This is a genomic window from Methanophagales archaeon (assembly GCA_021159465.1).
GTDB lineage: Archaea > Halobacteriota > Syntropharchaeia > Alkanophagales > Methanospirareceae > G60ANME1.
This window is the reverse complement of sequence record JAGGRR010000032.1, coordinates 1-4955: the sequence shown is the minus strand read 5'-3', so window position 1 is coordinate 4955 and position 4955 is coordinate 1. Positions and strand designations below refer to the sequence as shown.

The window sequence follows — 4955 nt, the reverse complement described above, 5'->3', positions numbered from 1 at the left end:
ATATATAAAGGATGATACGATCACTCAAGGGTCCGACTGCGGCTGGCTTGATCATATAGTGTTCACACCATTAAATTCACCCGGACCTACTCCTTTACCAGCGCCTACCACCACTCCAATTCCAACTCCTACCCCTACAGCTACTCCTTCACCTTCACCTACACTCACACCTACACTGGTGCCTACACCAGCACCCACACCAACACCCACACCAATGCCAACGCCAACACCTGCCCCTGCCCCTGTGCATATCACACTGGGCGATGCCGTGGATAATACCGTATTGAGATGGCGGACAGGCGGTTCTGCCCTCTGGCTCGGAGAATCCACCATCACCAATTATGGTGATGATGCAGCACAGAGTGGTTCGATAACGCATGGTGAGCAATCATGGATAGCGACCACGGTATCAGGACCCGGGAACTTGACTTTCGACTGGCGGGTCTCGTCTGAGCGGTACTTCGATTTCCTCGAGTTCTATATTGATGGCGTCGGACGTGATAGAATCTCAGGAGATGTGAACTGGCAGCGGAAGAGTTATCAGCTCAGTTCCGGCATTCACAGGCTCAAGTGGCAATATATAAAGGATGATACGATCACTCAAGGGTCCGACTGCGGCTGGCTTGATCATGTTCAATTTCAAGCATAGCCCGGGAGTCCAGTCCAGGATTCAGCTCAGAGCAAAGAGTTTGATTTATTTTACACAGAACTGAAGGATATATAAATAAACTAAAACTAAGTAGATAAGATGCCAGAGCGGAGCAGGGATTGGATAAAGCAAGCAGAACGAGACTTAAAAGTAGCTGAAGAGCTGATAAAAGTCAAATCTTTCGAATGGTCATGCTTTATAGCTTATAGCTCAGCAAGCGGCAGAAAAATTTCACGAGGAGTGATGCAGAAGATGCAATCGTTTGTGGTAGAAGAATCATTGAATTCTGTAAAGGCATTCTGGCTTGATCAAGAAAAATTGATCGAGGAAATTTATAAAGTTGCTGGTGAAATAGGAAAAGGAGATGAGAACGTATTAAAAATTATCCTACTTGGCTCTCTGGTAGAGAAGGGAGGTGTACCCGGGAGCGATGCGGATATTTTAATAGTACTCAAAAGAGCCGATAAGCCTTTTATGGATAGGCGCACAGAGTGGACCGAGAAGTTCTCTTTGGATTTCCCGGTTGACATCTTCCCTTTCCGTTATACTGAGAAAGAGCTGAATAACAATATCCCAATTGCTCTGGAAGCAGTTAAGAATGGGGTTACATTATTCGAGCGGCAGGAAGGATGAGTGCGAAGGGATATGGTAAAGCCAGTGGCGCAGGAACAGTAATAAATGCAATAGCCACTTATAAAGGTTCTGCTTTCGGCATCGACAGGTGGACGTATGCCGAAGTGGAACTTGGCGAGGATTTCAAAGCCATAGAGGCACATACAGAGTTAGAGTCAGAGTTAGAATTAGAAGGAGAGAGGGATAAAGATAGAGGTAGGGGTAAAGATGTTGACATTGATACGCGATTGATAGAACGATGTCTGGAGCTGGTGCTGAAGAAGTTCAATCTGCCTCTGTGTGGTTATGTGTATACGAGGAGTGAGATACCTGTGGGAAGCGGGCTGAAGAGCAGCAGTGCAGCCGCAAATGCTACCGTGGTCGCCGCTCTGGATGCGATAGGAGCAGGGGCGGATATGGATGCCCTTGAGGTGATAAGAATAGGTGTGAATGCCGCTCTGGATACCGGTGTCTCAATAACCGGCGCTTTTGACGATGCCTGCGCTTCTTTACTCGGTGGCGTCGTGATAACAGACAACATGAAGAAGGAACTGATAATGAGGGAAGAGAAGGATTCAGGGGTACTTATTTTCGTACCTGAGGCGAAGGCATTTACTGCCGATACCGATGTGCAGCGGTCTCGATTGGTAGCGCCATGGGTGGATATTGCTTATGAGCTCGCACTGGCATCTAAATTTGAGGATGCGATGACGTTAAATGGCTTCTTGTATTGTGCAGCATTGAATTTCAGTCCTGAGCCGATGCTGAAAGCGCTGGAATGCAATGTGAGAGGTGTGAGCTTATCGGGCACTGGTCCTTCTTTTGTCGCACTCGTGGATAGAACAGCGGAGGCTGAGTTATACAGTGCGTGGAGTGAACTGGATATAGAGGGGCGGATAATAAAGACGAGGATAAATAATGAGCCTGCATATAAATATGACTATAACGTTAACGGTAATGAGGATGGTGGCGGGGGATATTTAAGAGATGGCACATGATTTCGATTTCCCGCAGGTGGGAGCGGCACTGGGCATCGCGGAGAAGGACCTGCGAACCGAGTTCCGCCGCTCTTACGAGATTATTTCAATGCTCACATTCTCGTTTGGCTCTATCCTCATTTGCAGTTTCGCGTTTGGTATTGGTACCGCGGGCACAGCACGACCTGAAGTGGCTGCTGCATCGCTATGGGTAATCCTCTTCTTCACAAGCATACTCACATTCACCACATCCTTCATGCGCGAAGCCGACATGGGCACACTTGGGGGTTTGAAGACCCTGCCATGTTCGCCACTGGCAATTCTCGCAGGTAAAATCATCTATGGCACTGCACTGCTCCTGTTTGTCGAATGTGTCCTGATTCCCGCAGCTATCATATTCTTGAACCTGCATCTTGATACCGGTATGCAATTCCTGGCTCTGTTACTCATATCCATTTCAGGTGCTATCTGTCTCGCATTTGCCGGCTCTTTCATTTCTGGACTCGTAATGTTCTCCGAAGGTAAGACTCTGCTACTCTCTTTTCTCCTTATCCCTATTTGCATTCCTGCACTCCTGCCTTCTGTAGGTGCGACGAAGAAACTGCTCAGCCCGGGTTACACAATAGCAGATGTGATGCCGGAATTACGGCTATTAATCGCTTTCCTGCTCTTGATTACCGCAGTAATGACCCTCACTTTCAAGTTCGTGCTTGAGGAGTGAATACAAAGTGAAACTCGCAGCACTGGTATCCGGCGGTAAAGACAGCCTTTATGCTACATACATTGCCAGCAAGCGGCATGAGATTCGCGTTCTTGTTGCCATTAAATCACTCAATCCCGACTCATACATGTATCATGTGCCAAACATAGACCTCGTCAAGTTACAGGCGAAGTCAATGCGGCTACCTCTGGTATTCCATCATTCAGCGGGTGCAAAAGAAGCGGAACTCAGCGACCTGAGGGATGCTCTGCGTGAAGCAAAAATTAGATATGCGATAGATGGTGTTGTATCAGGTGCGATATTCTCCAATTACCAGAGGAGCAGGATAGAGAGGATATGCAATGACCTCGGCTTGGTTAGTTTAGCGCCGTTGTGGGGGAGAGACCCTGAGGAACTCTGGAACGAGATGTTTGATGCAGGATTCGAGGTGATAATAACCGCAGTTGCTGCTTATGGGCTCACCGAAGAATGGCTTGGCAGGTTGATAGACCGCAATGTGTTCAAAGAGCTATGTAATTTGCACGGCGTATGTTATGTATGCACCGCAGGAGAAGGCGGCGAGTTTGAAACGCTCGTGATTAATTGCCCGCTCTTCAATGAGCGAATCCGCATTCTCCAATGGCATACCGTATGGGATGATAAAACGCAGAGCGGGCAATTTATAGTGGATGATGCTGTGCTGGTGGTGAAATGACTGTGCGCAAACAAAAAATGGCTATTATCATCTATCCGGTTGTATAAATGTAAAATTTTACCCGGGTAAAGGAATACCTGATTCATAAAAGATTTTTAACGTTCTATATGTGCTCTCACGCACCTCCCTATTATCATCGCGTAACCAGCCAGCAATATCCATTATCACTTCTTCTGGTACCCTGTCCTTAAACACAGCCAGTGCTTTCGCTGCGACTGCACGCACATCCGAATCATCATCGTGTAACAGACCGGCAATATCCTTTATCGCTTCTTCTGGCACCCTGTCCTTAAACACAGCCAGTGCTTTCGCTGCGACTGCACGCACAAGCCTATTATCATCGTGTAACAGACCGGCAATATCCTTTATCGCTTCTTCTGGCACCCTATCCTTAAACACAGCCAGTGCATCCACTGCGACTGCACGCACAAGCCTATTATCATCGCGTAACCGAGCAGCAATATCCTTTAGCACTTCTTCTGGTATCCTGTCCCCCAATTTAGCCAGCGCATCCACTGCAGCTTTACGCACCTCCCAATTAACATCGCGTAACCGAGCAGCAATATCCATTATCGCTTCTCCTGGCACCCTGTCATTAAACACAGCCAGTGCTTCCACCGCGGCTGCACGCACCTCCCAATTAACATCGCGTAACCGAGCAGCAATATCCTCTATCGCTTCTCCTGGCACCCTGTCCTTAAACACAGCCAGTGCTTTCACTGCGGCTGCACGCACGTCCGAATTATCATCGTGTAACAGACCGGCAATATCCTTTATCGCTTCTTCTGGTAGCCTATCCTTAAACACAGCCAGTGCTTTCGCTGCGACTGCACGCACATACCATTCATCATCCCGTAGCAGACCAGCAATAGCCTTTATTACTTCTTCTGGCACCCTGTCCTTAAACACAGCCAGTGCTTTCACTGCGGCTGCACGTACTCTACTATCCAAATCCCATAATAGCGATTTCAGGCTGGTTATGTCTCCGAGAAATCCTGATGCAATTATCGCATCAAACCTGAAAGGTTCTATCCTTATTAATTCTTTTAACTTTTGATTAATCTCCTCTTTTAGCTCTCTTCTTGCTTCTCTTACTTCTGCCAGACATTCGGCAGCCAGAAATAGGCGTGAATGAATGATATTGTCCTCTTTATCGTTATCTTGAGAATAAATCTTCTCAACAATTTCCTGCCCCCTGATGCCTGCCAGGAATTTAATCACCTCTCGTCATTTCGGTGACCACATCTCGTTAATCACAGCCTCAAGCCTTTCGCTATCTTCACTTTCACTAATATATTGAGC

General features: G+C 47.3%; 6 protein-coding genes. 5 read left to right on the top strand and 1 reads right to left on the bottom strand.

Going from position 1 to position 4955, the window contains the following annotated elements; all coding sequences use genetic code 11:
• The 5 genes from J7J01_01755 to J7J01_01735 form a co-directional block, all read left to right on the top strand.
• A partial coding sequence (locus J7J01_01755; protein ID MCD6209618.1) for a hypothetical protein occupies positions 1–649 on the top strand: 649 nt, incomplete at its 5' end.
• Positions 650–748: 99 nt separating this feature from the next.
• Positions 749–1282 carry a HEPN domain-containing protein gene (locus J7J01_01750; protein ID MCD6209617.1) on the top strand — a complete coding sequence of 178 codons (534 nt, stop codon included), beginning with the start codon at positions 749–751 and terminating at the stop codon, positions 1280–1282.
• Positions 1279–2259: a shikimate kinase gene (locus tag J7J01_01745; GenBank protein MCD6209616.1), complete on the top strand. Its 981-nt coding sequence runs from the start codon at positions 1279–1281 to the stop codon at positions 2257–2259. The genes J7J01_01750 and J7J01_01745 overlap by 4 nt, the downstream gene beginning before the upstream one ends.
• On the top strand, positions 2249–2959 hold the full coding sequence (locus J7J01_01740; protein ID MCD6209615.1) for a heme exporter protein CcmB: 711 nt from the start codon (positions 2249–2251) through the stop codon (positions 2957–2959). The genes J7J01_01745 and J7J01_01740 overlap by 11 nt, the downstream gene beginning before the upstream one ends.
• Before the next feature lie 7 nt (positions 2960–2966).
• A complete protein-coding gene (locus tag J7J01_01735) occupies positions 2967–3653 on the top strand; it encodes a diphthine--ammonia ligase (protein ID MCD6209614.1) in 687 nt (228 codons plus the stop codon).
• A 57-nt stretch (positions 3654–3710) separates the two neighbouring features.
• On the opposite strand, the gene J7J01_01730 is transcribed toward J7J01_01735, so the two are convergent.
• Entirely contained in the window at positions 3711–4874 is a 1164-nt protein-coding gene (locus J7J01_01730; GenBank protein MCD6209613.1) for a HEAT repeat domain-containing protein, read from the bottom strand.
• Between the last annotated feature and the right edge of the window lie 81 nt (positions 4875–4955).